We start from the raw sequence: 24,767 nt of genomic DNA, 5'->3' as shown, positions 1-24,767 counted from the left end.
CATGCTTTCGCGTCATAACAGTGCTTTCACGGCGATGTCCGCGCGGTCTGTGACGATGCCATCAACGCCCAACGCGATGAGTCTGCGCATGTCGTCGGACTCGTTGACTGTCCAGACATGAACCTCGACTTTGTGGTGGTGCGCAGCCTGCAGCAAACGAGGTGTCAGAACCTTCAGCCGCCCATACTGCTCGGGAATCTGCAGCGCGTCAATGCCTCGCAGCGCCCGAGCGGGGGAGAGGCGCAGGGCGGTAAGCATGCGTACCCAGGCGGTGCTCGATTGCCCCGCCGAGGTCGCCGGTCGAAGTACGGCGCCGGCGGCCATCACGGCCTCGACAGTGCGCGCACGACGGGCATCCGAGAAGCTGGTCAGAAGCACCCGATGCGAATGCGGGGCGATGATCGCGCCCAGAGGAGATACCGCGTCATCCGTCTTGACGTCGATGTTGAAGCGCGTCTCCGGGAACATGTCGAGCATTTCGGCGACGGTCAGTAGGCCGCCATGAGGGGCGAGGAGTTCGGCAAGCTCGGCGGAGCGCACACTGGAGACTGCGCGGTCATCATCGAGCAGACGGCTCAAGGTCTCGTCGTGAAACAGCACGACGTCGCCATCGGCCGTTACCCGGCAATCCGTCTCGACGTACTCGACGCCGCACGCATGCGCGGCAGCGAAGGCGCCTGCGGTGTTCTCCCACACGGTGGAGTCCCCGCCCACAGCGGGTGTTAGACCGCGATGAGCGAGGACTCGGGGATGCCGTGATCTGGAGAAATACGGGTGCGTCACGCGCCCGTATTGCCTGTGGGCGGCTGGCCTGCGCCGGGGCGAGGCGTGAACGCGCTGCCGATGCCCTTGAGCGCCTCGGTGAGTTCGCTCGGGATAATCCACAGCTTGCTCGATTCGCTGTCTGCGATCTTCGGAAGCATCTGCAGGTACTGGTAGGCGAGGAGCTTGTCGTCCGGTGCACCCTGGTGAATGGCGCTGAAGACGTTCTGGATGGCCTCGGCCTCACCCTGTGCACGGAGCACGGCGGCCTGCTTGTCACCTTCAGCGCGGAGGATCTCGGCCTGGCGAGCACCTTCGGCTTCGAGAATCGCGGACTGCTTGGTTCCCTCGGCGGTCAGGATCGCGGCCCGGCGGTCACGCTCAGCGCGCATCTGCTTCTCCATGGAGTCCTGGATCGACAGGGGCGGGTCGATCGCCTTCAACTCGACACGTCCGACACGGATGCCCCACTTGCCGGTTGCCTCATCGAGGACGACGCGGAGCTGCCCGTTGATGTTGTCGCGGCTGGTCAGCGCCTCTTCGAGGTTCAGCCCACCGACCACGTTACGAAGAGTGGTCGTGGTCAGCTGCTCGACAGCGCCCAGGTAGTTGGCGATCTCGTACGTCGCCGCGCGAGCGTCGGTCACCTGGAAATACACGACCGTGTCGATGGATACGACGAGGTTGTCCTCGGTGATCACCGGCTGTGGCGGGAACGACACAACCTGCTCGCGCATGTCGATGAGAGGACGGAGCCGGTCGATGAAGGGGACCAGGATGTTCAGACCAGGCATGAGGGTCTTGTGATAGCGGCCGAGTCGCTCAACGACTCCGGCTGAGGCCTGCGGAATGATCCGGATGGATCGCGCGACGGTCACCACCACGAAGATGATGACGGCGATCGCAAGGATCCATCCGATCGCGGTGGGGATGAACGAGGAGTCGTTCACTGATTCTCCTAGTCGTTAACGAGACGGACGATGGCGGTGGCGCCACTGATCGCGGAGATCGCGACCGGGGCGCCCTGAGGAATGGGGACTGGCGTCTCGGTTCGGGCGGTCCACGTGTCGCCGTTGCTGACCTTCACCTGACCCGAGACCTGAGTGATGTCAGCAAGAGCCGTGCCACGGAGCCCGATCAGTGCATCGACGTTTGATTTCGTCGGATCTTCACCGCGATGAAGGCGTCGAAGCAGCGGCGGACGGATGACGAGGATGAACAGCGCCGCAGCCGCGGCGGCCACGATGAGCTGACCCCAGGCGGGCAAGCCGACAAGCCCGGTCAGGAGGCCGACTGCGCTGCCGAGGCCGAGCATGAGGAACGTGAAATCGAGCGTGAGCATCTCAATCACCAGGAAAACGGCGATGAGAACAAGCCAACCGATCCACGCCCATTCGGTGACCAGTTCGAAGAAGACAGAAGCGTCGTCCATGGGCCCTCCTTTGCCGTCAACTTACCACGATGTGGTGGCGCAACCGGGGGAGTCAGAGGGCATTGCTAAAGTGATGGTGCCGCGCATTCCGTGGCGTTCCCCGCATCACAAGGAGTCACCGTGTCCGACGTTTTACCTGCAGGTTCTCTCGCCGGAAAGGTCGCTCTTGTGACCGGCTCCTCTCGCGGTATCGGTGCGGACACCGTCCGCTACCTCGCTGAGGCTGGTGCGGACGTCGTCATCAACTTCCGCAACAAGGCTCCGCGGGCACAAAAGCTGGCGACTCAGCTTCGCGAGCTCGGTGGTCGTGCTCTCGTCGTAGGCGCAGATCTGACCGATCCGGCCTCCGTTGCGGAGATGTTTGCACAGGTCAAGGCGGAGTACGGCCGGCTCGACGTACTCGTGCTCAATGCTTCCGGAGGCATGGAAGCCGGGATGGCAGAGGACTACGCCCTCACCCTCAACCGCGACGCGCAGCTCAGCGTTCTAGGCGCCGCAGTGCCACTGCTCGGCGAGGGCTCACGCGTCGTGTTCGTAACTAGCCACCAGGCGCACTTCATTCGCACCACACCGACGATGCCGGAGTACGAGCCCGTCGCGCTGTCGAAGCGTGCCGGTGAAGACGCACTGCGCGAGCTGATCCCTTCGCTCGCTGACAAGGGCATCGGATTCACTGTCGTCTCTGGCGACATGATCGAGGGCACGATCACCGCGACGCTGCTGGAGCGCGCGAACCCCGGTGCGATCGCCGGACGCCGCGAGTCCGCCGGCAAGCTCTACAACGTGTCGGAGTTTGCCGCAGAGATCGCGCACGCCGCGATCGATCCAGTGCCGGCCGACAACACCCGACTGGTCGGCGACACCAGCGACTTCATCGCTGAGTAGCGCGGACTCACAACAGAGGGCCCCACCGATCTATGAATTCAAGAGATCGGTGGGGCCCTCTGTCATGAACGGGACTACTCCGTAGGACTGACGTTCGCCGCGAGGAAGGTTTCGACCTGTTTCTCGTCGCGGCCGAGCGTGATGGCGCGGACGATTTGGATGAGACCGAGCACGATGAGGCTAATTCCGAGGACCCACCACAGTGCCACTGCCGCGAGGAGCGGCGAGAAGATCACGATGATGCCGGCAACGATGCCGATGATCGCGTAGATGATGGTCCAGGCTCGCGATCCGTCCTTGTTCAGGAGTGTGAGCGCAACGATGCCATCGATAATCCAACTGATTCCGATGAAGATCACCGTGATAAATGCCAGAGTGATCGTGGCAGACGTGAGATTCAAAAACGCGATGACGCCGGCCGCGATGTAAAGGAGACCGAGAACGATGTGACCGATTCGCGCCCAGCCTGACTTCTTGCCGGAGAAGATTCCCAGTCCCACGTAGACGATGCCCGCGATGATCAGGTAGGAAGCGATGATGGCGGTCACAATCACCGCAGTCTTCAGCGGCCATACCAACAGGACGATTCCTGCGATTAACGCAAGGACGCCTGCGAGGGCGAGAGCCAGTCGGATGGATTTGAAGACAGACTTTACCTCTGTGAGCGATTCAGACATGAGAACAGCCTCTCTGTGAAGGTCCTATGGCGGACGTGCTCAGCGTAGCGTCCGGGGGTTCGCGTTGTCGGAGGCTCGTGGCAGGATCGAAATGTGGCGAAACGAGCGGTCAATGAAGAACGCCTGCGCGAGCTGGTGGTGATGCGTCGCGTGCGCGATCGCATCGATCGCGATTATGCCAAGCCCCTCGACGTCGAAGCCCTCGCGCGAGGAGTGCATATGTCCGCAGGGCATTTAAGCCGTAAGTTCAAGGCAACCTACGGTGAATCGCCGTACTCCTACTTGATGACGCGGCGGGTGGAAAGAGCTATGGCACTGTTACGGCGTGGCGATCGGAGTGTGACTGAGATCTGCTTCGAAGTCGGCTCATCTTCGCTCGGTACGTTCAGCACGCGGTTTACTGAGCTCGTCGGCGTGCCGCCGAGTGTCTACCGCGAACGGGCGGCTGATGTTTCTGGCATCCCGAATTTTCAGATCAAGCAGGTCACCAGACCAATCAGGAATCAAGAAGCGTCTCGTACCGCTGCGAACCTAACCTGGGCATCATGAACATCACCATTCATTACGCGTTCCTCCCGCACACTGACGCTGAGGCGGCACTCGGCTTCTATCGCGACACTCTCGGTTTCGAGGTGCGCAAAGACGTCGGCTACGACGGTCTGCGCTGGCTGACGGTCGGACCCTCCGGTCAGCCGGGTACCTCGATCGTGCTGCATCCGCCGGCAACGGACCCTGGACTCAGCGACGACGAGCGACAGACGATTCTCGAGCTCATCGCGAAGGGGAGCTACGGCGCGCTCACGCTCGCGTGCGACGATCTCGATGCGCTGTTCGATCAGCTCGTCGCACGCGGCGCCGATGTTGTGCAAGAACCGATGGACCAGCCCTATGGAGAACGGGATTGCGCCGTGCGTGACCCGGCCGGCAATCTGCTTCGTATCAACCAAGCCGCTTAACAGATCAACACGAAGGACGACGATGGCCGACGCTTCGCATCTCCCAGACAATCACGACCTGATCCGTGTGCAGGGCGCACGGGAGAACAACCTCAAAGATGTCAGCGTAGAGATTCCGAAACGTCGGTTGACAGTTTTCACCGGTGTGTCCGGCTCTGGCAAGAGCTCACTGGTCTTCGACACGATCGCTGCGGAGTCGCGGCGCATGATCGATGAAACGTACAGCGCCTTCGTGCAGGGGTTCATGCCGTCGGTTCCGCGACCAGACGTCGACGTACTGGAAGGGCTAACGACCGCCATCATCGTGGACCAGGAGCGGCTCGGGGCGAATCCGCGTTCGACCGTTGGCACGGTGACGGATGCCAATGCGATGCTGCGGATACTCTTCAGTAAGTTGGGTGAGCCCTACATCGGAGGACCGACGGCGTTTTCCTTCAACATCCCGACGCAGAAGGCCAGCGGCGTGATGACAGGCCCCAGCGGCGAGAAGAAGATCGTGAAAGATGCGATCTATCTGGGCGGCATGTGTCCGCGCTGCGAGGGCAGGGGAGCGGTGTCCGATCTTGACCTGTCGCAGATCGTCGATGAGTCGAAGTCGCTCGATGAGGGCGCCATCATGGTGCCGGGGTACACGGCTGATGGCTGGATGGTGAAGGGGTTCTCACAGTCGGGGTTCTACCCGGCCGACAAACCGATCGCGGAGTTCACTGAGAAGCAGCGACACCTCTTCCTCTATGGGGAGGTCACCAAGGTCAAGATCAGCGGGATCAACATGACCTATGAGGGGTTGATTCCGAAGATCACGAAGTCGATGCTTTCGAAGGATCTTGATGCCTTGCAACCTCATATCCGGTCGTTCGTGGAACGTGCGGCGACGTTCGCAACGTGCCCCGAGTGTGATGGCAGTCGCCTCACGGAGGGAGCGCGTTCCTCGAAGATCAATGGGGTGAGCATTGCCGATGCCTGCCGTATGCAGGTCACTGATCTCGCCGCGTGGGTGCGTGGTCTGGAGCTACCGGGTGCGGCTCCGCTGCTTGATGCGCTCAGCTCGAATCTCAATGCTTTCGTCACCCTGGGACTCGGCTACCTCAGTCTGGAACGGCCGTCAGGGACGCTGTCCGGGGGAGAGGCCCAGCGCATCAAGATGCTGCGTCACCTCGGATCCTCGCTCACCGATGTGACCTATGTCTTTGATGAGCCGACGATCGGGCTGCACCCGCACGATATCCAGCGGATGAACGAGCTGTTGCTGCAGTTGCGAGACAAGGGCAACACTGTGCTCGTCGTCGAGCACAAGCCGGAGACGATCGTGATCGGTGACCACGTCGTGGATCTCGGTCCCGGCGCCGGCAGCGCGGGCGGAGAGATCTGCTTCGAGGGATCCGTGGAAGGCCTGAAAGCCAGCGGCACGCTGACTGGTGAACATCTGGACGACCGGGCAACGCTCAAATCTGAGGTGAGGCTGCGCAAGGGCGCGATCGAGGTCCGCGGCGCCAACGAGAACAATCTCCAGGACGTCGATGTTGACATTCCGACGGGTGTACTGACGGTCATCACGGGCGTGGCTGGCTCCGGCAAGAGCTCTCTTGTGCACGGATCGGTGACACGGCGCGAGGGTGTGGTAACAATCGATCAGGGCGCGATCAAAGGGTCTCGCCGCAGCAACCCGGCAACCTACACCGGGATGCTCGAGCCGATCCGTAAGGCGTTCGCGAAGGCGAATGGCGTCAAGCCGGCGTTGTTCAGCGCAAACTCTGAGGGCGCCTGCCCTTCGTGCAAGGGTTCCGGCGTGATCGTGACGCAGCTTGGATTCATGGACACGATCGAGACACCCTGCGAGGACTGCGGCGGCAAGCGGTTCCAAGCGAGCGTGCTCGAATACAAGCTCGCGGGCAAAGACATCACCGAGGTTCTGGATCTTTCAGTCAGTGCCGCTCGCGAATTCTTCGCCTCCGCTGAGTCGAAGATCCCGGCCGTCGTCGCGATTCTCGGGCGCCTGGACGATGTGGGTCTCGGTTATCTGTCACTCGGCCAGCCTCTCTCGACGCTGTCCGGCGGCGAACGTCAGCGCGTAAAGCTCGCGATCCAGATGGGGGAGAAAGGTGATGTCTACGTGCTGGACGAACCCACCACCGGTCTACACCTCGCGGACGTCGACAAGATCCTGGGGCTGCTCGATCGCCTGGTGGATGCAGGAAAGACCGTCATCGTGATCGAGCACCACCAGGCGGTCATGGCGCATGCAGATTGGATCATCGACATCGGTCCTGGCGCCGGCCACGATGGCGGCCGCGTGGTGTTTGAGGGTGCGCCGGCAGACTTGGTCGCGGCGAAGGCGACGGTGACGGGGGAGTACCTCGCTCGGTACGTCGGCGCGTGAGGTGAGCGAACCAACAGTGGCGCTTGTGCCGAGCCAGACGGTTGAATGGCTGCAGCGCTACGAATCGATGAAGGGCCGTCTGCAGGAGCTGTTGCCTGCTGCACGCATTGAACACATCGGGTCGACCGCCGTCGACGACATCGCGGCGAAAGCAGACGTCGTGCGCGAGATCCTCTCGAGATGGGGCTGAGCCTGCGATCTTTGCTTGCGTGATTTCCCTAATATGGCTATTATTTATGGAAGATTATCGCCACAAATGGGGGAGTAGTCATGAACGTGGGAGTGCGGGAACTGCGTGACGGGCTGAGTCGGCACCTTGCTGCGGTGCGCGATGGCCAGGAGATTACAGTCACCGACCACGGCAAGCCCATCGCCAGGATCGTGCCTATCGACCAGGAAAGCCCACTGGAGCGACTGATCGCCGAAGGCTTGGTGACGCCAGCGGCGAGGCCGAGCGGCGGTGTCCTTCCGGATCCGATCAAACTACGGCCAGGTGTGACGGTGAGCGATCTGATCGCCGAACAGCGTCGATGATCCTCTACGTGGATACGTCCGCTCTTGTTCCACTCCTGTTCGACGAGCCCACGAGTGCTCGTTGCCAACGACTGTGGGCTACGGCGAGCACACGGGTCACGGCGCGCACGACATTCGTTGAGGCTTCGGCGGCCGTCGCCGCCGCGGAACGCGGTGATCGAATTGATGCCGCCGAAGCAGAGAGCGCTCGCGCGGTGCTTGAGCAAGCATGGCGGGACATTGTTGTCGTCGAATTCGAAGAAGGCCTGATGCGCGCCGCCGCGGCGTGCGCGCGCGAGTATCGGCTGCGCAGGTACGACTCGATTCATTGCGCCAGCGCCATGCGGGTGGCTGGTATCGATGTGCTCGCTGCGAGCGGTGATCAAGCGTTACTGTCGGCGTGGCAGCAGGTCGGGCTCGCTGTCGCAGATACCGCTTCTGCTTGAATTCCACGTTAGCCGATAATGCACATTATGTCAGTATGCACCGACTCCGGCACTCTCCTGCCGCACGCACGTTGTCCGGTCTCACTAGACATGTCAGTTGTCTCATTCGACATGTCAGCCTCCGGAAAAGCGATCTAAATCTCATTCAACGTGTCAGTAATGGTCGCTTCGCTGGGCGGAGACCAATCTGCTCTTGCGCGTCGCTCTCCAGAGGCACATGATTCTCCCATCGACCTCGCAGCCGATCCGGACGGTGATAACGATGAGTTCAGTGGTGAACCTGATGACACAACCGCGCGTGGTGTGCCAATCACGAACGCATCGAGCCCGCGCAAATCTGTCCACCTCGGATTCAGATCACTCGTGGAACGCGATGTGCTCATGATGTTCGAATTTGGCGGGGCGCGGCAGCGATTGTGCGCGATCCTTGCGTCGTGCTACCGGTGCGCAATGCACCGGCACTCCCCCGCCCCTGGCTGTTGGTAGAACAGCAGGATCATTCACACCTTCTGCTCGTGAGAAAGGCTGAGCTCGCGCGCCGATACGGCGTCAACAGAGCGGCCATCGAGCCATGGTTGCGCGATGCGGAGGCATTTGATCGCCCCTTCGAAATGGTGCGCACATGCCTGGCAACGCCTCACCATGCCGACCAAGTCAATTCATTCATCTTGTGAAGAGAAGAATCACCAGGCCCATAATCATCGCGAAGATGGGGAAGAGCCAGTTGGTTACCATCACGAATGCCCGCATGCCGCGTGCACGACCCGATGGCACTTCGGCCATGGGGTCCGTGATGTCATCAATAGTGCCGCGTCGAAGTGTTCGGATCGTGTTCCAGATCGACAAGAGGATCATCGCCACCCCGCTACCCAGAAGCCAGGGAAGAGGGTCGAGAGCGAGCCAAGCTTCGGCTGGCGTTGCCGGTGCTACGGCAGCCCCGAGAAACCAGAGTGCTCCGCCCACAAATACCAGGAGGACGAGCAGCCATAGCCGCCGGATCGCGGCCCGAAAGTAGAGCGGTAAGAAGGCGATGAAGAGCACGGGAGTGGCCATGAGGGCTAGCTGGGCGGGAGAGGTCAGAATGGCTTCACCTTGCGCCCAAGCAGTTCCTGCTTGAATGAACAGCAAGAAGGCAATGAGCCCGAGTAGCGATGGCCCCAGCCCCCTAGATGCCCAGCTTTTTCCTGACTCTCGAGGTAACTCGAGTGCGGCGGCGTAGAGGCGCGCGGGGCCGAACGCTTCCGTTGCGCTTTGGCCTGAGTCCGCGAGAAGTTCACGGGCACTCGCTACCGCGTCGCCAATCGAGCTTCCGAGCACATCGCGCAAACGAAGCTCCACGATGAACTCATCGAACCATTTCTTGTCTGAAGTGGTGGTAGTCATGCGATGTTCTCCTTGCGGGGACGTGTGGCTCCCAGGTAGTTGTTGCTTATCTCGGTGAAGCGCGCCCAATCGTGGCGCAGCCGCTCAAGTTCAGTGCCACCGAGCTCGGTGAGCGCAAAGTACTTTCGACCCGGTCCCGCTTCGCCCGGACGCCATTCCGTGACGACCATCCCTGCGGCTTCGTATCGGGTGAGCAACGGGTAAAGAGTGCCGCCTTTGATCGTGCCAAGGCCGTGTTGCTCAAGTTGCCCAATGATCGCGTAACCATAAGACGGGCCTGCTTCCAGCGCCCGCAGTACAAAAAGTCCGAGTGTCGCCCGCAGCCAATCGCTCGGCCACTCACCGCCTGCCGGTTGAGAGGCGTCGTGATTCGTGGTGCTCATGACTATATTGTCTCTCGAAGTAGTTAGAGTGTCAATTTCAGTGGAGGAGAGCCTCCAGGCGTCGAACCAACACAAGTTGCCAGGGGCCGCGTTGTTTCAGTCGAGGGACGATCAGCGGGCACTCCGCTGCCATTTCGGCACTCGCCCCATCATCCAGCGTCGGTGTCGCAGCTGCCCCGCCCGGAATTAAGCCCGATGACCGGGCGCCAAACGCACGAGGTGAGGTACCAAAATGTGCTCACTCACCGTCAGATGTTCCGCCAGAGCGCCAAGGCGCGAGGTCTCTGCTCGATACAAATGACAGATCTAATGAGAGACTTTTCCGAGATTCTGTCTCATCGGACCTGTCACACCCGCGAATTGGCGCGGGTAGCGATGACAAATCGGATGAGAACGGACACACGCGAGTCCTAAGCTGGTTGGTCTCCCGGCTCGGTGGACGTCTGGTCTACACCGCACAGCTGCACGAGTTGTTCGAGCAGAGCGAAGAATACGTCGACGCGATCTCCATCGCGGTCGACCTGCACTTGACACGTCCGTGCATCCGATGCATGGACGCACCGATTGGACGAGGTCTACGAGGTCCATATCGTGCCAGCCGTAGCGATGGAAGTGCTCCGTCAGAAGAGGTTGACAGAATTGCGCTGGAGCAGGCCGTCGCTGCCATCGGGCATCATTGACGCATGGGTGCTGACTACCTCCGCGTGCAAGCGCGCTATCGCGGTCGACTCGGCGTAGAAGTGGGAATCTTCGTCGCGGTCGACCACCTCCGGCGAGCCGGCGTGCTGTCGGCCGAACAGGAGGCCCAGTACTTTGACATCGACGACTGGTTCCAGGCGCACCTGCCGAATCCCCCGTTCTATGCCGACGGAAACACGGTTGGAGCCGTAACGTGGTTCAAGACTCCGGTGCCGACGGAGATGTCGACGAGGATCGACACGCTACGAAGCATCCTCGTCGCACACGGTGTCGAGCATGATCTTGTCACCACCGTGGATCCAGGCGAGCAGATCTACGAAGACGAGTTCCAGATCGGCGTCGTTCCAGGCGTTCGGCACGAGCCGTCGGCCATACCGGAAGGGCTCGTGCTGGGAGCGACGAATGCCGGCTCGAAGAGGCAGTTCGCACAGCACGGATGAGTACTCTCCTCCCCCGCGTGTCTGGCGCTCGCGTGTCTGACCCTTGCGCCTGACACGCGGGGTGTGATCGTCTGTGGGCATGAACTTCTTTCCCCCTGATCCTGAGATGCCGGATGCCGAGGACGAGGCATCCGGACCGACGCAGCCGCCGTGGTGGGCGCCACCCGAGGACGAGTTGCCAGCGCTGCTCGCCGCGACCGAGATCATCGCAACGACTGCGCACATCGCCGTCGCACTCATAGGCGTCGGCGTCTACCGGGAGGGCGTCGAGTTCCGGCTCGAACGTCGTCTTCGGCGGAACGGTCTCACGAACAAAGAGTGGAACGAGTGGACTTCCACGTTCATGGAGAACTGGAGCCCGGCATCGAGCCCCGCGGACCGGATGCGCTTCGGGCTTGTCCTGGGCGACGGCGAACGGGTCTTCGCCGACTACACCTTCGCAGGCGGCACGGATCCACATGTGGAACCGGCCGGGCACACGTTGGCCCGGCGCGGTGGTGCGGGCGGCGGCGGTAGCGGCGTCTTCGCTGCCCAGGACAGCCTCTGGCTGTGGCCCGCACCACCAGAGGGTCCCATCGAGCTCGTGATGCAGTGGCCAGAGTTCGGCATCGACGAGCGCCGGATCTTCCTCGACGGTTCAGCAATCCGCGCGCTCGCGTCGCAGGCCCGGCCGCTCTGGGACTGAGAACGCGACACGGTGGCCAGACCCCGTCCGTCCTTGCTATGTTGTGCGGATGTCTCGACGCGCCGTACTGCCGCGCTCGACGCCGAGAGCTTCGGGAATCTCGTCTCAGGCCATCACTTTGTTGTTGGACCGGCTCGAAGAGAAGTCCATCGAGTGCCACTCGCTCATGATCGTGCGTCACGGCCACATTGTTGCCGAAGGATGGTGGGCGCCGTACACGGCTGAACGTCCGCACCTTCTCTACTCGTTGACGAAGTCGTTCACCTCGATCGCTGTGGGGTTGGCGATTGATGACGGGCTGCTCTCACTCGACGATCGAGTAGCGGATGTGCTGCCCGAGCATGTCCCGATTGATGTGTCAGAGCAAGCGCGGCTGATCAACGTCCACCATCTACTGTCCATGACGGCTGGACATCGCGCCGACACTCTTGCAGAAGCATGGCAGCTCGAGCCGAGTGATCTAGTGAAGGGTTTTCTGAGCCTGCCGTTGGCCGAGATTGCGGGAACAAGGCATACTTACGACAACTCGACGACCTTCATTCTCGCCCGGATGGTGGAACGCGTAAGCGGAGTCGGCCTTCCAGAGTTCCTCGGTAAGCGCATCTTCGAACCGATGGGGATCAACCATGCCGAATGGGATCGAGTAGGAAGCGGAGCAGCATTCGGATTCCACGGGCTTCATCTCCAAACTGAAGCGGTGCCCGCTTTTGGTGAATTGCTGTTGCGCGGCGGCGTATGGAACGACCAGCAGCTGGTGTCCCGCGAGTGGGTAGAGCTCGCTGCTCGCAAACAGGTCGACAGCAGTCACTATGCGGCGGGCGCGGATGGAGCCGACTTCCTGTGCGGTTACGGGTATCAGTTCTGGATGTCACGCCACGGGTTCCACGGTAACGGCGCATTCGGCCAGCACTGCGTCATCATCCCGGAACACAATCTCGTGGTGGTTGTGACGTCGGCGCAACGAGAGGTTCAACAAGCTCAAGACGTGCTCGACGCCATTTGGGATCTCCTGCTTCCCGGGATGGATCGCGCGGAAAGTGCAGTTGAGGACCAGGCGCTGTCCGACCGTCTGCAAAGCCTCTCGCTCCCTCTGCTGTCGGAGACAGTGGGATCGGACCATTCGGTTGTCGCCGTGCTCGATGCATCACCCGAAGGCTCGGCTTTGCCCCATGCCACTGTGGTGAGCATCGTTTCCGTCGATGGTGGATGGCGCGTGCATTTCGGATCGCTACTCGACGTCGAAGTTGGCTGCGGTCGATGGGCTGAAAGTGCCTGGCTCGGCCGCCCGGTATGCGCGATCGGCGCGTGGCGCAGCGGATTCTTCGTCGCCGATATCTATGTCATTACCGGCCCGCACCATTTAAGGCTGAATGTCGATGTAGAAGCGGGAACCGCCACTCTGACGTGGAACACGGTACCTCTCACCAGCTCTGACTTGCAGTTGCATCTGCGAGCACCGCTGATTACCCGACCAGACGTCGCGTAATCACCCCGGTTGGTCGAGTGGGTCCCGTCTGAAAAGCGTGCACGGAGCGGCGATAGAAATGATGAAAATTCTGGTGAGACCGGAATCCCACCTCGCTGGCCAGCCTGCTCCTGGAGCAGTGAGAGACTGAACTGTGCTTGAGCGACCTGAGATTGTCTGCATCTGCGGGTCCGCCCGGTTCGTTGAAGAGATGCGTAGGGCGAACCGTGATCTGACCTTCGCGGGTGTCATCGTCGTCGCACCGGGCGAGGCCGACGTGACGGGAGAATTGATCTCCAACGAGCAGAAGGCCGTCCTGGACGCGCCCCACTTGCGCAAGATCGACTTGGCTGATCGGGTTCTGATCGTCAACCCCGGCGGGTATATCGGCGAGTCCACGAGTAAGGAGATTGCGTATGCCCACGCCACTGGCAAACCAGTCTCGTTCACCGATCCCGTCTGATCGATCAGCGCTTCATCGCCACGATTAGCGGAAGATCGGATGCCGCATTTACTGGTACTTCCGCTCCGCGGTGAGCAGACGCCTCTCCCCTATCGGGTTACCCTCGGTGGCGCCAGCGGTTGATGCTGACCCCGATGAGCGTGGCCGTCACGCCGATGAGTAGAACGGGAGCCTGGAACACGAATGCCGCTGATGTACCGGCCAACGCTGAGAGTAACAGCGCGTCCAGAGCCCACGCCATTCGGATCGCCGCGCCGACATCGCCCATCGGCGTCGGAATCGGGGCAAGCAGGACAGGCGGGAGCGGGCCCTTCAGTGCGTTGCACACGCGGGCGACGAGCGCGAGCATCCCAAGTATAAGAGAGCTGAGGATCGGCGCGGCGGCTCCGATACCAGCGATGACCGCGCATACGACAACGGCAACGACCAACACGATGACGACGACAGACAATGGAAAGAGCAGGTGATTGGCAAGGAGGTGTTCGTCACTGATCCCGTAGAGGGGGAAGTCACTCGCCACGCTCGCAGCGTACCGGAGCCCGTCGGTGACGGGACCCAAACCGGCGAAGACGACCAAGCCAGCGGCGGCTGCGAGCAGCCAGCCAGGATTGCCCGGCGCGAACGCGAACGCGATCAACACCGCACCCGCGGTGAGAGAGAGAACACCGACGATGAGTCTGCCCGGCGTCCGAACCGCACCGATCGCGTCTCGGATAAAGAATGTCCCCGACAACCGTCTCATCGGTCGGACAGCGCGGATGCCGCGACCGCGGTGCGGCCTTCCCTGGTAGAGGGCGGCTGCTGTACTGAAATCCATGCCCGCGGCGTAGACAGTCGCTGAGTCCCAGCGCGCTGCCTGCGTGGCGAGCTCTGCATGGCCGAGTCGGTTCATTAACACTGGCGCCGCGGCGACGAGCGCGACGGTCACAGCGAGCAACTCGGCAAGGATATGCGGCGAACCGTTGCCAGGGTAGGCGATTCCGACCCAACCCCAGGGTGTGAACGGTTGCATGACCGGGACGAGCGCCGTGATCGTCCCGAGCACGATCACGCCGAGCGCGCCCGGAGCTGCAGCGCGAGGAAACACTTGACCGGCGAGCCAGGCCACGGTCGTGATGACGCCGACCATCGCACCGACCAGTGTGAAGGTCACGGCGCTGAACAGGTCAGCGAGGCCTTGGCTCATCAGACTGCCGGCGACCAGTCCAGCGACGATCGTGATCAACACTGTCACAAGTGCGCCGGCACGCAGCACAGGCCCGCGGAACGTGTCAGAGCGGGGCAGGTCGCTTGCAGCGAGGGCGTGGGTCAGGAACGGTGGGAGCAGCGCAGGGCCACGGTCACGGCCCAACACCAGAGCACCAGACCAGAGCCCCGCGACGACGAGGACCGTTACCCCCGGCGCAGCAGGAGACATGAACAGTGCGAGACCTTCCATGCTGGTTGCGCTGAGCCACACTGCACGAGCGACTGGTGCCACCGCCACCAGTGCAACCATTAGCACCATGTAGGCCAGGTACCCGCGGTCACCGACCGTGCGGGGGTTGCGTGCGCGCCAGACCCCGGACGCAGCTCCGGATCGGATGCTCATGCCACTGCATCCAAATGGAGGGTGCGATCAGCCAACCCGTCCGCGAGCACTGGACTGTGCGTAGCGACCACCAGCGTCGCCCCGTCATCGCGCCGAGAGCGTAGGACGCGGATCACTGACTCGACATGCTCCGGGTCGAGCCGCTGCTCCGGCTCATCGAGGATCAGAACCTCGAACGGGCGTGCAAGCACCAGCGCGAGACCAAACAACTGTGTCTGGCCAGACGACAGCTCATGCGGGAACCGCTCCCCCAACGCGTCCAGCTCTAACTCAGCGAGCACACTGCGCGCGAGCTCCGCTGCCGCGGCCGCGCCATTCATCCACGTCGTCGCGACCAGCAGGACATGATCGAAAACCGTGAGGTCAGGCGCCATCGGTGGCAGGCCGATCATCGCGGCGACCCGTCGCCGGAAATCACGGTTACGCTCGATCACGCCAACGCCACCGATCCGTACCGTCCCGCTCGACGGCTTCTGGGCACCGGCCAGTACTCGCAGAAGGGTGGACTTGCCCGTCCCGTTTCGACCGCGCACGATCAGCACCTCGCCCCGTTGCGCAGTCACCGAGACGGCGGCAAGGAGCGTCACGTCACCCGCGGTCACGCCAACCTCATCCACCTCGATCATGCGACCATCCTCCCAGATCGCGGAAGTCTCGCCGCCCCAACGGAGTCCCGGATGGTAGCCAGTTACGCCTGACGTAGCCTCGCCGTGCGTGGGAAGATCGGGTGTGCTTCCACCTACACATGAGCCAGATGGATACTCATGCCCGTTCTGCAGACTTCAGCAAGGCGTTTTGGACGAGAGGAACCTTCCATCCGACGTCATTGCCGTGACCGAGCACGCCTTCGCGCGCATTGCACCGAAATGGTGGCCAGGCAACCCCGGCTCAGTCCTCGTAATTCCACGTCTGCACGTGGAAAACATCTACGCCTTGTCACCGGCAGACGGGTTCGCGTTGTGGGAGCTTGTGCAGCGCGTTGCCGGGAGCATCCGTTCGTCATACGAATGCGAAGGTACATCGATCCGACAGCATAATGAGCCGGCCGGTGACCAGGACGTATGGCATCTTCATGTGCACGTGTTTCCTCGCTACGAGGACGATCGACTTTATCTGCGGCATGAAGAATCGCAGTGGGTCTCTCCTGCCGATCGGGAGCCGTATGCGTTGAAGCTGCGGCGCGCACTAGGTTTGCCGTTCACGTTCACCGGCTGACCAGTGCCGACCGAATACGCCGGTCACGACTAAGGCGGGTCACCGGTAGTAATCACTGGAACGCTCCGTGAGCAGGTGAGAAGTCAGGTACACCTGGCGCGTGAGGGAGTTCAAGGCACGCCGCAGCATGGGCCTCGCTCCCCTATTGCGCGAGCGTGGCACCCCGAATGATCTCACCAGCTGCACCGCGCTCAACACGAGGACGATACGCGCACGAGGGGCCCAACGGGAATCCCCTCGCACGCGTTGCGGAGTTCGGTGTCGGCTGCTTGCGTACGGGCGATACTCAGATCATCCGAGTGCGCCAAGCTGCTGCATCATCCCGAGCGAATCCATCTCTGCCCAGTGCTCGACAATCTTCCCGTCACGGAACCGAACGATCGTAATCTCGTCGTAGCTGAATGTCTTACCTGTCGGCGGCATCCCGAAGAAGCCACCGCGCGATGCGGCCATGCTGATTGCCCGCGCCGCATCCTCGATTCCTGGCATCCGAGATCAGAGTCCGCACCTGATCGCTATTGCCCAAAGTCCCGGACCCGCAGAATGACGGACCGTATCCGCGGGCGGACGATGCTGTCGAGCTAGTCAGATCTGGAGATGTTGAACTACGTGCTCGCGTCTTTGGCGACGCGTAGATCAGGCACTACTTGAACACTTGCCGATATGGGTATATGTTTGCTCGCATGGCACGAGCGGCGACCACCTCAGACGTCTTCAACGCCATCGCCGAGCCGCAGCGCCGCGACATCTTGGTACTGCTCCGGGCAGGTGAGCGGCCGGTGACGGAGGTTGCTGAAGCGCTGGGAATCACGCAGCCCGGGGCATCCAAACACCTGAGGGTGCTCCGCGAAGTCGGCCTCGTGCAGGACCATCGGGCAGGTAAGCAGCGCCTCTACGCTCTCGATGCCCGTGGGCTGCGGACGATTCACGCGTGGACAGGTGGATTCGAACAATTCTGGAACGAGAGTTTCGACCGGCTGGATGCGTACGTGCAGGACCTCAAGCAGGAAGACAGGAGCAATAGCTGATGAGCGAGATGAAACGAGACACAGTCGAGCGATCCTCGGCCGACCGCGAGATCGTGATCTCCCGGGTGATCGACGCCCGACGGGAGTTAGTGTTTGCGGCGTTCACCGAGGTACGGCACCTTTCGCAGTGGTGGGGACCGGAGGGGTTCACCACGACCACGCGGGCGTTCGAGTTCCGCGTCGGTGGCGCGTGGGAATTCGTGATGCACGGGCCTGACGGCACCGACTACAGCGATTGGATCACCTGGACTGAGATAGTCCCACCGGCGCGGATCACCATGCTCCATGGCGAGTACCGCGATGACCCAAATGCGTTCGAGTCTGTCCCCACCTTCGCGCCTGATGGGGAAACAACGCGGATCGAGATGCGCACGGTGTTTCCCACCAAGGAACTGCGCGACGAAGCGATCGAGAAGTTTGGCGCGATCGAGGGCGGTCAGCAGACCCTGGCAAGCCTCGCTGGCTACGTTACAGAGATGGCTTCGAAAGGCTCGGACAGCTGATGCCTCAGAAAGTGTTCTTCAGCGTGTCGATGTCGCTCGACGGATTCATCGCACCCGAGTCCCCCGATGAGCTGATGGGACAGCAATGGATGGAGCTGCAGCGGTGGGTTTTCCGACAGCGGTTCTTCCGAAAGAACTTGAAGCTCGGCGAGGGCGGCGAGGAAGGGCGCGACAACGAGATCGTGCGGCAGACGTTCGAGCGCACCGGCGCGAGCGTGCTGGGAAAACGTATGTTCGACGCCGGTGAAGGTGCGTGGCCAGAGGATCCGCCGTTCCACACCCCAGTATTCGTCGTGACACACGAGGAGCGCGCCCCGTGGGAGCGGCAGGGTGGAACCATATTTCACTTCGTGAACGACGGGATCGAGTCCGCGCTCGAGCGCGCCCGTGAGGCGGCAGGTGCGCGAGATGTCCGCATTGCCGGTGGCGGAGAGACGATCGTGCAGTATCTCAATGCCGGTTTGATCGACGAGTTCCATGTGGCGCTCTCCCCTGTGCTGTTCGGATCGGGAGTCCGCTTATTCGAGGGCGTGGATGCGAGCAGAGTGGCTCTGGCACTTGTCCGTGCAGAGCCTTCTCCGGAGACGACGCACCTCAGTTACACCGTGCATCCGCGGTAAGCACGCTCGCGAATCAGTCGTATCGTGAGGTCATGACGAGTCATATCGATATCGAGATCCGTCGCGGGCGTCGTGAAGAGTTCGAGCAGGTGGTTCGACTTCGTTGGGTCTGGACAATTGAACGAGGCGAAGCCCCAGCGATTGACGAGGAACCTTTCATCGTGGGCGCAGCGGATTGGGCGCGTGCGCACGCTGACACCCACATTCCGCATGTCGCAGTGACCCCGGATCGCAGCATCATTGGAATGGCGTGGCTCGCGCTGACACCGCGCGTCGCGACGACCCGCAGCCTCGACCGCTGGTCGGGCGATCTCCAGTCCTGCTATGTACTGCCCGAGTACCGGAGTCACGGGATCGGTGGACGTCTGGTGCGTGCGGTGCTCGACACCGCGGCCGAGCGAGGAGCCGAGCACGTCACGGTCCACACCTCGGCGGACTCTCGCAGCATGTACACACGCAACGGGTTCCGCTCCAACCCACGGCTGCTGTTCTCCGACTCAGCGATCGCGGAGGGCTGAGCGCAAAACGTAGCGAGCGGCTTCCGGGACTTCCCCAGTTCTACACTCGGTCGGAGACGGCTCGTGAGGGCCTATCGGCTGTCTGCCGCACGGTCAGCAGGCTCCGACCGTGGACGGTTTCAGGATTCTCTTTGCCTGAGTCGCGGAACCCGAGCTTCTCCAGCACCCTCCGAGACGCGATATTCCAGTCCCACACCGCTGCCCACAACCGTCGATACCCTGCCTCGCTAGCCCAGGTGATCACGGCCTGTGCCGCCTCGGTCGCGTAACCGCGGTTGTGAACTGCGCGTAGCAACTCAAAGGCCAGCTCGGGCTCGTCAGGCGCCCCGTTGCCGTGGAAGACCAGTCCGCAGTACCCGATTACATCAGCCGTCCCTTTCCGTTCCACCGCCAGGAGCCCCGGCCAGTCACTTCCCTGACCTTCACGGATATTGGTCACGATGTCTTCGACAGTGGGGTGCCCCTCAAGATCGATACGACGGTGTGGGGGCACGCGTTCATCGCGTTCCGTCCACAGCTGCCGATAGATCGCTGCGTCGTGCGCCATCTGGCGCCGCAGGATGAGGCGAACCGTCTCGAGCGTCTTCACTTCTGGCTCCGATGACATGCTGGCATTCTCTCAGCCGGTGCGTCCGTAAGGATTCGCTCAGATGGACAGATCGAAGATCCACTCATTCATGGAGAGCTCAGCCCTTCGAAACGTCTCGAATCTGTTCCCCACGAGAGCGAATCCGGCCTTGCGGCACACGGCGTTTGACGGCCCGTTTCGTTTGTCGGGGAGTGCGGTGAGCAGTCGGCGCCCCTCCGCACGGGCGCGGGCATCGTCGATCAGAAGTACAAGGGCAATGGATGCCACTCCTCTCCCCTGTGCCTCAGGAACCACGAACCAGCCGGCTTCGAAGGCGTCTTCCTCGTGCCATGTGGTCTTCCAGTAGCAGATCGCGCCCACGGAGTCCGCGCCGTCGACCATGACGAAGCTCCGTGCTTCGTCATTCTCCCAGAACCGCAGATACCGCTCATGACGTGCAATGACCTGCGCTTCCGTTTCGGGGCCACCCAGATGCGTGGTCATATCCGCCGTATTGCCGCGCCGCAGCAACTCAAGATCTCCACCGGACCATGGCCGCAAAAGAATCTCACTCATGCGCACAGCATCGCATGCACCACAGACCCCGATTACCCGGCCACCGCCACGCGCGGCACACCCGCGTAGGCAGGGCGCGTGAACCACGACGGCAGCGCCTGTCGGAGATGGCGCGGCCCGATCGTCGTGGCATCCCCAGTCAGTAAAAGCGTCGCCCATTCGATGTCACCCCGCCAGAATCGAGTCATCGCCCGCAGGGAACATTGCACCTCTACGGACACCTCGTATCCGGGATCCGCATCGCAGACATCCGCATCGCCATCCTGGATGACGAGCCACCACCGCCGTTGCGCCGGGTGTGCATCGGGGAAAAACAACGCAATGACGGTGCGCGCAGCGGGCACGGTCAGATGGTCAATGTTGCGGTGCATGTCCCAGAGCAGCAGCTTGGGATCGAGATCGGCGTCGCCGAGTTCACCGATCCACCGGATGCCCCACATGGAGAGCTGTTCGACGACCGGACGCAGCTCGAATCCTGCTTGCGTCAGCACATAACGAACGTCGGTTCCCTGGCGAACCCTGTCGATGAGACCGGCCCGCTGCAACTGGTCCAGCCGGTGCGAAAGTAACGTCGGCGACATCCGTGGGAGTCCGCGACGCAGATCGTTGAAGTGCTCGGTGCCGGCCAGCATCTCGCGCAACAGGAGCATCGTCCAGCGCTCGTCCAACAGCTCCATCGCCTTGGCGACGGGGCAAAACTGGTAATACGGGGCGCCCACGAAACAAACGATAGACCTGGTACAGATCGGATACTAGAGCTCGTTCAACGTCACTCGTAGCGTGAGCAGAGTCACAACAAGGAGGACATTATGGACATCACAACCACAAACCCTCAGGCCGAAGCAGATCGCGCGCTAAAGGCAAAGCACAGGGCGGTCTGGGCTCTCGGAGACTATGCCGCCGTGGCCCGAGAAGTGATCCCCGAGCTCGGGCGGCTGCTCGTGGCTGCGGCTCAGATCAAGTCCGGAGACCGCGTGCTCGACGTTGCCGCCGGAACGGGCAACGCAGCCATCCAGGCCGCGCGCACGGGCGCATCCGTCGTGGCCAGTGACCTGACACCCGAGCTACTCGAGAACGCCCGTCGCGACGCTGCGGCCCACGGCATCTATCTCGAGTTCGACGAGGCGGATGCCGAAGCCCTCCCCTATGCCGACGACTCTTTCGACGTCGTGCTCTCCTGCGTGGGAGTCATGTTCGCTCCGCACCATGATCAGGCGGCACATGAGCTGACACGCGTGCTTCGGCCGTCTGGACGGCTGGCTCTGATCAATTGGACGCCTGAGGGTTTCGTCGGCGAGCTCTTCGCGACCATGAGGCCGTTCATGCCCGCTCCCCCTGCAGGAGTCCAGCCTCCCCCTCTGTGGGGCGACGAAGCACACGTACGAGATCTGTTGAACGACACAGTGACAGACCTCGCGATGGAGCGGCGGCCGCTGGAAGTCGATCGATTCGCCACGGGCGAGGAATTCCGTGACTTCTTCCGGGACTTCTATGGTCCGACCGCCGCGGCCTACCGGTCCGTTGCAGAAGACACGGCACAGCTCGCAGCCCTTGATGCCGCGATCGTCGCCCTCGCCGAGCGCCATCTCAACGACGGAGTGATGATCTGGGAGTACCTGCTGATCACCGCGCGTGCAGTCTGACCGCATTCGAATCATCCACTGCGCGATGATGGGTCGATGCCGTCTTTTCATAACCCGGACCTCATTCTGACGCCCGGTGTGCGTCTCACTTCCCTCGCCTCATCCGATGCGGATGCACTGGTCGAGTGCTTCCGCGACTCGGAGGTCAGACGGTGGCTACCGCTCCCCGATCCCTATACGAAGGAGATCGCAGAGGACTGGTGCACCCACACGTCGGAGGAGCTGCGCGCATCCGGTCGCGGTCTTGTGGTCGCCGTTCGCCGCGATACCGATCTGCTCGGGAGCCTCGACGCAAAACGGGTCGACTGGCGCGCGCAAACACTGGAGCTCAGCTATTGGACGGCGCCGGCACATCGAGGTCAAGGGATCATGACCGCCGCCGTTCGGACCCTTGCGACGTGGTTGCTCAGCACCCTGGAGTTTCAGCGCATCGAGTTGCGAATCTCCCCCGACAACACTGCATCGCAGAGGGTTGCGGAACGCGCAGGCTTCACCCGCGAAGGAACCGCACGCAACGCCGGTTTCACAGATGCGGGCCGCACCGACCTCGTGATTCATTCGCTCGTTCCCCAGGATCTCTCGTGACCGGCCCACGACACATCCGCTGACCACCGCGGCGGCGGGTGGGGCCGCTGGCCAGGAGTAGCGTAGAGACGTGACCACCGTTTCCCACCCTCCCCTCTCTACGCCGGGATGGCGGGCATGGCTGATCTGGTCAGTCGGCGTCGCTGCATACGTACTTGCAATCACCAACCGCACCTCGCTCGGCGCCGTCGGTGTGGATGCTGCGGAGCGCTTTCACGCAGATGCTTCAACGCTGTCGTTGTTCGCCGTCGTCCAGCTCGCCGTCTACGGCGGAATGCAGATCCCGATCGGCGTATTCCTGGACAAATACGGTGCACGCCCGATCATCACGATCGGTATGGTTCTGATGGCCGCAGGACAGCTCGTCATGGCGATCTCCCCCAGCATCGGCGTCGCAATTCTCGCCCGCATTCTTCTCGGTGCAGGTGACGCCGCCGTCTTCCCTGCTGTGTTGCGTCTCGTGGCGACCTGGTTCCCCGCCCAACGAGGGCCCGTCATGGTGCAGTTCACCGGGATCATCGGGCAGACCGGCCAGCTGATCGCGCTGATTCCGCTCGCCGCGCTCTTGTACGCGACAAGCTGGACGATCACATTCGGGAGCATCGCCGGGCTCGGGATCCTTTTTGCGATTCTCGTATTCCTGATCATCCGAAACCACCCACCAGAGCGCACCGCGGATGTCTCTGTGAACACAGACACTGGTGTCGTACGTGTCGTGACTTCCGCAATCGACACCGGCGTCGGCATCCGCGCAGCCTGGGCGCACCCCGGTACCCGGCTGGCGTTCTGGTCGCACTTCACCACCCCGTTCGCGGGAACCGCTTTCGTGCTGCTCTGGGGGATGCCGTTCCTCACCGCAGGCCAGGGACTCTCAACCGCGCATGCTGCGGCGCTCGTATCTGTATATGTCGTTGCAGGCATGATTCTCGGCCCGATCACCGGAACACTGTCGCAGCGCAATCCGAATCAGCGAACTACCGCGCTCGTTCTCCCCGCAATCGCCATCCAGTTCGTCGCCTGGTTGGTCATCATCGCCCTGCCCGGTCCCGCGCCGACATGGCTTCTGTATGTGCTCGCAATCGCTCTCGCTACAGGAGGCCCGGCTTCCATGATCGCGTTCGACCATGCCCGCACCCACAACCCATCGCACCGTCTGAGCACCGCGACCGGCGTGACGAATGCCGGCGGGTTCATCGCCGCCCTTATCGCCATCTTCCTCATCGGTCTCATGCTTGACCTTCAGGGAGCAGGGACACCCGACACCTACTCGCTGGATGCCTTCCGCATGGCCTTCCTCACGCAGGTTCCACTGTGGCTGATCGGAGCGACGTTCATCATCATCGAACGGAAGCGCACGCGCATCCGTATTGGCATGGATCCGGAGCGGCGGAAGCGATGACCGACATAATCCTCGTGCATGGGCTCTGGCATCAGGGTACGCACATGGGCCGACTTGCGGGCGTGCTTCGCGAGCGCGGACATCGTGTTCATACGCCAGATCTGCATCGAGGCTCGCTGGCGGCCGACACCGCGTACGTGCAGCTGATCGTTGATCAATGCGCCACACCCCCGCTCGTCCTCGGACACAGCTACGGCGGTGCGGTGATCACCGGTCTCAGCGGCGTCGGCACACTCATCTATCTCGCGGCGTACGTTCCCGATGAGGGCGAGAGCTGTGCGTCCCTCGGCGGAGCACTGATTAACGAGATGCTTCAGCGTCACCCGGACGGCGGTACATTCATGTCGCCTGCAGCCGCGCGCGACGCGCTCTATTCCGACAGTGATGCAGACACTGCGGCGTGGGCCACCGCACTTCTCGTGCGTCAAGCGTCCGGACACGGCCGCGACATACCGCAGAAGGTCGCGTGGCACCATGTCCCCAGTATGTATGTCGTCTGCGGCATGGATCGAGCAGTGGATCCTGAAGTTCAGCGGTCGATGTCGCGCCGCTGCACGCGAAGCGTCGAGATCGCCACAGATCACTCGCCCTATGTATCGGATTCGGCGATGATCGCGAACATCGTCGAGGGATCTCTGAAAGAACTCAGAAGCTCGCTGCCCTGACTCTGCCTGGTCAGAGCCCGGCGGCGTCGTCCGTCGAGGACGTCGTGCCCCGCGTCGTCTGCTGTCCGGAGTTCGGGTCGACCGACGTATGTGTGACGGTATTCGTCTTCCGACGGCGCGCTAGCAAGATCAGCCCGATCACGAAGACGAGCGCCCCTGCCCCCATGAAGATGTAGCCGACGAGATCAAGATTCACCCAGTCGATTTCCACATTCACGGCGAAGGCGAGGATGGCGCCGATGACAAACAGGGCTATTCCGGTACCGATGCTCATAGGAATTCCTCCC

At 62.2% G+C, this 24,767-nt stretch carries 33 protein-coding genes; 20 read left to right on the top strand and 13 right to left on the bottom strand.

What is annotated here, in order from left to right; all coding sequences use genetic code 11:
- Positions 1-12 precede the first annotated feature (12 nt).
- From ACSU04_RS02610 to ACSU04_RS02600, 3 genes are read right to left on the bottom strand one after another with little or no spacing between them, the layout of a single operon-like run.
- Positions 13-783 (bottom strand): glycerophosphodiester phosphodiesterase family protein, encoded by a 771-nt coding sequence (locus tag ACSU04_RS02610; protein ID WP_439288343.1) that lies wholly within the window; start codon positions 781-783, stop codon positions 13-15.
- Positions 780-1,712, bottom strand: coding sequence for an SPFH domain-containing protein (locus ACSU04_RS02605; RefSeq protein WP_439288342.1), 933 nt, complete (start codon positions 1,710-1,712; stop codon positions 780-782). Before ACSU04_RS02605 ends, ACSU04_RS02610 begins: the two co-directional genes overlap by 4 nt.
- An 8-nt stretch (positions 1,713-1,720) precedes the next feature.
- Positions 1,721-2,194 carry an NfeD family protein gene (locus tag ACSU04_RS02600; protein WP_439288341.1) on the bottom strand — a complete coding sequence of 158 codons (474 nt, stop codon included), beginning with the start codon at positions 2,192-2,194 and terminating at the stop codon, positions 1,721-1,723.
- Between the two features lie 120 nt (positions 2,195-2,314).
- Between ACSU04_RS02600 and ACSU04_RS02595 the strand changes: the two genes are divergently transcribed.
- Positions 2,315-3,079, top strand: coding sequence for an SDR family oxidoreductase (locus tag ACSU04_RS02595; RefSeq protein ID WP_439278264.1), 765 nt, complete (start codon positions 2,315-2,317; stop codon positions 3,077-3,079).
- A 74-nt stretch (positions 3,080-3,153) separates the two neighbouring features.
- Here ACSU04_RS02595 and ACSU04_RS02590 read toward each other — a convergent pair whose 3' ends face one another.
- Complete coding sequence (locus ACSU04_RS02590; RefSeq protein WP_439278263.1) at positions 3,154-3,756, bottom strand: HdeD family acid-resistance protein; 603 nt, start codon at positions 3,754-3,756, stop codon at positions 3,154-3,156.
- A 141-nt stretch (positions 3,757-3,897) separates the two neighbouring features.
- Here ACSU04_RS02590 and ACSU04_RS02585 point away from each other — a divergent pair, with 141 nt between their 5' ends.
- From ACSU04_RS02585 to ACSU04_RS02560, 6 genes are all read left to right on the top strand, one after another.
- Entirely contained in the window at positions 3,898-4,305 is a 408-nt protein-coding gene (locus ACSU04_RS02585; protein WP_439289410.1) for a helix-turn-helix transcriptional regulator, read from the top strand.
- Positions 4,302-4,712 carry a VOC family protein gene (locus tag ACSU04_RS02580; protein ID WP_439288340.1) on the top strand — a complete coding sequence of 137 codons (411 nt, stop codon included), beginning with the start codon at positions 4,302-4,304 and terminating at the stop codon, positions 4,710-4,712. The genes ACSU04_RS02585 and ACSU04_RS02580 overlap by 4 nt, the downstream gene beginning before the upstream one ends.
- Before the next feature lie 22 nt (positions 4,713-4,734).
- Positions 4,735-7,092, top strand: coding sequence for an ATP-binding cassette domain-containing protein (locus ACSU04_RS02575; protein WP_439288339.1), 2,358 nt, complete (start codon positions 4,735-4,737; stop codon positions 7,090-7,092).
- Between the two features lies 1 nt (position 7,093).
- Complete coding sequence (locus ACSU04_RS02570; protein ID WP_439288338.1) at positions 7,094-7,282, top strand: GrpB family protein; 189 nt, start codon at positions 7,094-7,096, stop codon at positions 7,280-7,282.
- Between the two features lie 80 nt (positions 7,283-7,362).
- On the top strand, positions 7,363-7,626 hold the full coding sequence (locus tag ACSU04_RS02565; protein ID WP_439288337.1) for a type II toxin-antitoxin system Phd/YefM family antitoxin: 264 nt from the start codon (positions 7,363-7,365) through the stop codon (positions 7,624-7,626).
- Between the two features lie 8 nt (positions 7,627-7,634).
- Positions 7,635-8,051: a type II toxin-antitoxin system VapC family toxin gene (locus ACSU04_RS02560; RefSeq protein ID WP_439288336.1), complete on the top strand. Its 417-nt coding sequence runs from the start codon at positions 7,635-7,637 to the stop codon at positions 8,049-8,051.
- A gap of 663 nt (positions 8,052-8,714) precedes the next feature.
- Here the strand turns inward: ACSU04_RS02560 and ACSU04_RS02555 are convergent.
- Positions 8,715-9,434: a hypothetical protein gene (locus ACSU04_RS02555; RefSeq protein ID WP_439288335.1), complete on the bottom strand. Its 720-nt coding sequence runs from the start codon at positions 9,432-9,434 to the stop codon at positions 8,715-8,717.
- Positions 9,431-9,817, bottom strand: coding sequence for a PadR family transcriptional regulator (locus ACSU04_RS02550; RefSeq protein ID WP_439288334.1), 387 nt, complete (start codon positions 9,815-9,817; stop codon positions 9,431-9,433). Before ACSU04_RS02550 ends, ACSU04_RS02555 begins: the two co-directional genes overlap by 4 nt.
- A gap of 683 nt (positions 9,818-10,500) precedes the next feature.
- On the opposite strand from ACSU04_RS02550, the gene ACSU04_RS02545 reads away from it, so the two are divergent.
- The 4 genes from ACSU04_RS02545 (at position 10,501) to ACSU04_RS02530 (ending at position 13,569) form a co-directional block, all read left to right on the top strand.
- On the top strand, positions 10,501-10,956 hold the full coding sequence (locus ACSU04_RS02545) for a hypothetical protein (protein ID WP_439288333.1): 456 nt from the start codon (positions 10,501-10,503) through the stop codon (positions 10,954-10,956).
- Positions 10,957-11,035: 79 nt separating this feature from the next.
- Positions 11,036-11,641, top strand: coding sequence for a hypothetical protein (locus tag ACSU04_RS02540; RefSeq protein WP_439288332.1), 606 nt, complete (start codon positions 11,036-11,038; stop codon positions 11,639-11,641).
- 49 nt (positions 11,642-11,690) lie between these two features.
- Positions 11,691-13,127, top strand: a complete 1,437-nt coding sequence (locus ACSU04_RS02535; RefSeq protein ID WP_439288331.1) for a serine hydrolase domain-containing protein — start codon at positions 11,691-11,693, stop codon at positions 13,125-13,127.
- Positions 13,128-13,317: 190 nt separating this feature from the next.
- Complete coding sequence (locus tag ACSU04_RS02530) at positions 13,318-13,569, top strand: hypothetical protein (protein ID WP_439288330.1); 252 nt, start codon at positions 13,318-13,320, stop codon at positions 13,567-13,569.
- A 97-nt stretch (positions 13,570-13,666) separates the two neighbouring features.
- Here the strand turns inward: ACSU04_RS02530 and ACSU04_RS02525 are convergent, their stop codons facing one another.
- Entirely contained in the window at positions 13,667-15,160 is a 1,494-nt protein-coding gene (locus ACSU04_RS02525) for a hypothetical protein (RefSeq protein ID WP_439288329.1), read from the bottom strand.
- Entirely contained in the window at positions 15,157-15,786 is a 630-nt protein-coding gene (locus tag ACSU04_RS02520) for an ABC transporter ATP-binding protein (RefSeq protein WP_439288328.1), read from the bottom strand. The genes ACSU04_RS02525 and ACSU04_RS02520 overlap by 4 nt, the downstream gene beginning before the upstream one ends.
- Before the next feature lie 169 nt (positions 15,787-15,955).
- Between ACSU04_RS02520 and ACSU04_RS02515 the strand changes: the two genes are divergently transcribed.
- Positions 15,956-16,375 (top strand): HIT family protein, encoded by a 420-nt coding sequence (locus tag ACSU04_RS02515; protein ID WP_439288327.1) that lies wholly within the window; start codon positions 15,956-15,958, stop codon positions 16,373-16,375.
- Positions 16,376-16,666: 291 nt separating this feature from the next.
- Here the strand turns inward: ACSU04_RS02515 and ACSU04_RS02510 are convergent, their stop codons facing one another.
- Positions 16,667-16,864: an ester cyclase gene (locus tag ACSU04_RS02510; RefSeq protein WP_439288326.1), complete on the bottom strand. Its 198-nt coding sequence runs from the start codon at positions 16,862-16,864 to the stop codon at positions 16,667-16,669.
- A 194-nt stretch (positions 16,865-17,058) separates the two neighbouring features.
- Here ACSU04_RS02510 and ACSU04_RS02505 point away from each other — a divergent pair, with 194 nt between their 5' ends.
- The 4 genes from ACSU04_RS02505 to ACSU04_RS02490 are packed head-to-tail and all read left to right on the top strand — an operon-like array spanning position 17,059 to position 19,044.
- Positions 17,059-17,403, top strand: a complete 345-nt coding sequence (locus ACSU04_RS02505) for an ArsR/SmtB family transcription factor (RefSeq protein ID WP_439278247.1) — start codon at positions 17,059-17,061, stop codon at positions 17,401-17,403.
- On the top strand, positions 17,403-17,906 hold the full coding sequence (locus ACSU04_RS02500; protein ID WP_439288325.1) for an SRPBCC family protein: 504 nt from the start codon (positions 17,403-17,405) through the stop codon (positions 17,904-17,906). Before ACSU04_RS02505 ends, ACSU04_RS02500 begins: the two co-directional genes overlap by 1 nt.
- A complete protein-coding gene (locus tag ACSU04_RS02495; protein WP_439288324.1) occupies positions 17,906-18,526 on the top strand; it encodes a dihydrofolate reductase family protein in 621 nt (206 codons plus the stop codon). The genes ACSU04_RS02500 and ACSU04_RS02495 overlap by 1 nt, the downstream gene beginning before the upstream one ends.
- A 32-nt stretch (positions 18,527-18,558) precedes the next feature.
- Positions 18,559-19,044, top strand: coding sequence for a GNAT family N-acetyltransferase (locus ACSU04_RS02490; protein ID WP_439288323.1), 486 nt, complete (start codon positions 18,559-18,561; stop codon positions 19,042-19,044).
- 40 nt (positions 19,045-19,084) lie between these two features.
- Here ACSU04_RS02490 and ACSU04_RS02485 read toward each other — a convergent pair whose 3' ends face one another.
- From ACSU04_RS02485 to ACSU04_RS02475, 3 genes are read right to left on the bottom strand one after another with little or no spacing between them, the layout of a single operon-like run.
- On the bottom strand, positions 19,085-19,651 hold the full coding sequence (locus ACSU04_RS02485) for a GNAT family N-acetyltransferase (RefSeq protein WP_439288322.1): 567 nt from the start codon (positions 19,649-19,651) through the stop codon (positions 19,085-19,087).
- Positions 19,652-19,690: 39 nt separating this feature from the next.
- Positions 19,691-20,188 (bottom strand): GNAT family N-acetyltransferase, encoded by a 498-nt coding sequence (locus tag ACSU04_RS02480; RefSeq protein WP_439288321.1) that lies wholly within the window; start codon positions 20,186-20,188, stop codon positions 19,691-19,693.
- Between the two features lie 32 nt (positions 20,189-20,220).
- Entirely contained in the window at positions 20,221-20,907 is a 687-nt protein-coding gene (locus tag ACSU04_RS02475) for a winged helix-turn-helix transcriptional regulator (protein WP_439288320.1), read from the bottom strand.
- Positions 20,908-20,997: 90 nt separating this feature from the next.
- On the opposite strand from ACSU04_RS02475, the gene ACSU04_RS02470 reads away from it, so the two are divergent.
- The 4 genes from ACSU04_RS02470 to ACSU04_RS02455 all read left to right on the top strand — a co-directional run bounded on the left by ACSU04_RS02470 (position 20,998) and on the right by ACSU04_RS02455 (position 24,480).
- Positions 20,998-21,831: a class I SAM-dependent methyltransferase gene (locus ACSU04_RS02470; RefSeq protein WP_439288319.1), complete on the top strand. Its 834-nt coding sequence runs from the start codon at positions 20,998-21,000 to the stop codon at positions 21,829-21,831.
- 36 nt (positions 21,832-21,867) lie between these two features.
- Positions 21,868-22,416: a GNAT family N-acetyltransferase gene (locus ACSU04_RS02465; RefSeq protein WP_439288318.1), complete on the top strand. Its 549-nt coding sequence runs from the start codon at positions 21,868-21,870 to the stop codon at positions 22,414-22,416.
- A 70-nt stretch (positions 22,417-22,486) separates the two neighbouring features.
- A complete protein-coding gene (locus ACSU04_RS02460) occupies positions 22,487-23,815 on the top strand; it encodes an MFS transporter (protein WP_439288317.1) in 1,329 nt (442 codons plus the stop codon).
- The gene (locus ACSU04_RS02455) at positions 23,812-24,480 is read left to right on the top strand and encodes an alpha/beta hydrolase (protein WP_439288316.1); all 669 of its coding nucleotides are present in this window, start codon (positions 23,812-23,814) and stop codon (positions 24,478-24,480) included. Before ACSU04_RS02460 ends, ACSU04_RS02455 begins: the two co-directional genes overlap by 4 nt.
- A 10-nt stretch (positions 24,481-24,490) precedes the next feature.
- On the opposite strand, the gene ACSU04_RS02450 is transcribed toward ACSU04_RS02455, so the two are convergent.
- Positions 24,491-24,754 (bottom strand): DUF6458 family protein, encoded by a 264-nt coding sequence (locus tag ACSU04_RS02450; protein ID WP_439288315.1) that lies wholly within the window; start codon positions 24,752-24,754, stop codon positions 24,491-24,493.
- Positions 24,755-24,767 lie beyond the last annotated feature (13 nt).

It is taken from the genome of Microbacterium sp. A84, assembly GCF_051842815.1.
Taxonomy (GTDB): Bacteria; Actinomycetota; Actinomycetes; order Actinomycetales; family Microbacteriaceae; genus Microbacterium.
This window is presented reverse-complemented; position numbering and strand designations above follow the sequence as displayed.

Excerpts from the sequence above, each read along its gene's own strand:
- ACSU04_RS02565 (WP_439288337.1), top strand. The coding sequence starts at position 7,363 with ATGAACGTGGGAGTGCGGGAACTGCGTGACGGGCTGAGTCGGCACCTT.
- ACSU04_RS02540 (WP_439288332.1), top strand. The coding sequence starts at position 11,036 with ATGAACTTCTTTCCCCCTGATCCTGAGATGCCGGATGCCGAGGACGAG.
- ACSU04_RS02520 (WP_439288328.1), bottom strand. The coding sequence starts at position 15,786 with ATGATCGAGGTGGATGAGGTTGGCGTGACCGCGGGTGACGTGACGCTC.
- ACSU04_RS02600 (WP_439288341.1), bottom strand. The coding sequence starts at position 2,194 with ATGGACGACGCTTCTGTCTTCTTCGAACTGGTCACCGAATGGGCGTGG.
- ACSU04_RS02580 (WP_439288340.1), top strand. The coding sequence starts at position 4,302 with ATGAACATCACCATTCATTACGCGTTCCTCCCGCACACTGACGCTGAG.
- ACSU04_RS02510 (WP_439288326.1), bottom strand. The coding sequence starts at position 16,864 with ATGCCAGGAATCGAGGATGCGGCGCGGGCAATCAGCATGGCCGCATCG.
- ACSU04_RS02550 (WP_439288334.1), bottom strand. The coding sequence starts at position 9,817 with ATGAGCACCACGAATCACGACGCCTCTCAACCGGCAGGCGGTGAGTGG.
- ACSU04_RS02590 (WP_439278263.1), bottom strand. The coding sequence starts at position 3,756 with ATGTCTGAATCGCTCACAGAGGTAAAGTCTGTCTTCAAATCCATCCGA.
- ACSU04_RS02525 (WP_439288329.1), bottom strand. The coding sequence starts at position 15,160 with ATGAGCATCCGATCCGGAGCTGCGTCCGGGGTCTGGCGCGCACGCAAC.
- ACSU04_RS02555 (WP_439288335.1), bottom strand. The coding sequence starts at position 9,434 with ATGACTACCACCACTTCAGACAAGAAATGGTTCGATGAGTTCATCGTG.
- ACSU04_RS02455 (WP_439288316.1), top strand. The coding sequence starts at position 23,812 with ATGACCGACATAATCCTCGTGCATGGGCTCTGGCATCAGGGTACGCAC.
- ACSU04_RS02480 (WP_439288321.1), bottom strand. The coding sequence starts at position 20,188 with ATGAGTGAGATTCTTTTGCGGCCATGGTCCGGTGGAGATCTTGAGTTG.
- ACSU04_RS02500 (WP_439288325.1), top strand. The coding sequence starts at position 17,403 with ATGAGCGAGATGAAACGAGACACAGTCGAGCGATCCTCGGCCGACCGC.
- ACSU04_RS02505 (WP_439278247.1), top strand. The coding sequence starts at position 17,059 with ATGGCACGAGCGGCGACCACCTCAGACGTCTTCAACGCCATCGCCGAG.
- ACSU04_RS02535 (WP_439288331.1), top strand. The coding sequence starts at position 11,691 with ATGTCTCGACGCGCCGTACTGCCGCGCTCGACGCCGAGAGCTTCGGGA.
- ACSU04_RS02575 (WP_439288339.1), top strand. The coding sequence starts at position 4,735 with ATGGCCGACGCTTCGCATCTCCCAGACAATCACGACCTGATCCGTGTG.
- ACSU04_RS02490 (WP_439288323.1), top strand. The coding sequence starts at position 18,559 with ATGACGAGTCATATCGATATCGAGATCCGTCGCGGGCGTCGTGAAGAG.
- ACSU04_RS02450 (WP_439288315.1), bottom strand. The coding sequence starts at position 24,754 with ATGAGCATCGGTACCGGAATAGCCCTGTTTGTCATCGGCGCCATCCTC.
- ACSU04_RS02465 (WP_439288318.1), top strand. The coding sequence starts at position 21,868 with ATGCCGTCTTTTCATAACCCGGACCTCATTCTGACGCCCGGTGTGCGT.
- ACSU04_RS02485 (WP_439288322.1), bottom strand. The coding sequence starts at position 19,651 with ATGTCATCGGAGCCAGAAGTGAAGACGCTCGAGACGGTTCGCCTCATC.
- ACSU04_RS02495 (WP_439288324.1), top strand. The coding sequence starts at position 17,906 with ATGCCTCAGAAAGTGTTCTTCAGCGTGTCGATGTCGCTCGACGGATTC.
- ACSU04_RS02470 (WP_439288319.1), top strand. The coding sequence starts at position 20,998 with ATGGACATCACAACCACAAACCCTCAGGCCGAAGCAGATCGCGCGCTA.
- ACSU04_RS02585 (WP_439289410.1), top strand. The coding sequence starts at position 3,898 with ATGCGTCGCGTGCGCGATCGCATCGATCGCGATTATGCCAAGCCCCTC.
- ACSU04_RS02530 (WP_439288330.1), top strand. The coding sequence starts at position 13,318 with ATGCGTAGGGCGAACCGTGATCTGACCTTCGCGGGTGTCATCGTCGTC.
- ACSU04_RS02545 (WP_439288333.1), top strand. The coding sequence starts at position 10,501 with ATGGGTGCTGACTACCTCCGCGTGCAAGCGCGCTATCGCGGTCGACTC.